1 pseudogene is annotated in these 254 nt (G+C 43.3%); it reads right to left on the bottom strand.

Features of this window, described 5'->3' with window-relative positions:
* Nucleotides 1–254: pseudogene (locus tag SB775_RS31705) on the bottom strand (peptidase M6); the annotation flags it as partial.

Below are 254 nucleotides of genomic sequence, written 5' to 3'. Positions count from 1 at the left end.
TCATCAGCTTGTCCTACTACTTCAAACTTCAGGCCAAGCTTCGGTAAAATACGTCCTGCATCTGGAATCTGCTCATTAATATACTTTTTAGAGTCATCGAACTTCGGTACCCCTGGTAATCCATCGTATACGAATGTTCCACTCGTTGGAGATACAACTTGCCAAGCTGGCGTGTTGTCGAATGAGAACGCCGAATCAGCAATTTGGAATCGCGTACTTCTTTTAAATGTTGGTTTGCCATTTAGAGTTCCTGC

Source organism: Peribacillus sp. SIMBA_075 (assembly GCF_046534585.1).
Note: the sequence above shows the minus strand (reverse complement) of the source record. Positions and strands in the feature narration are given on the sequence as shown.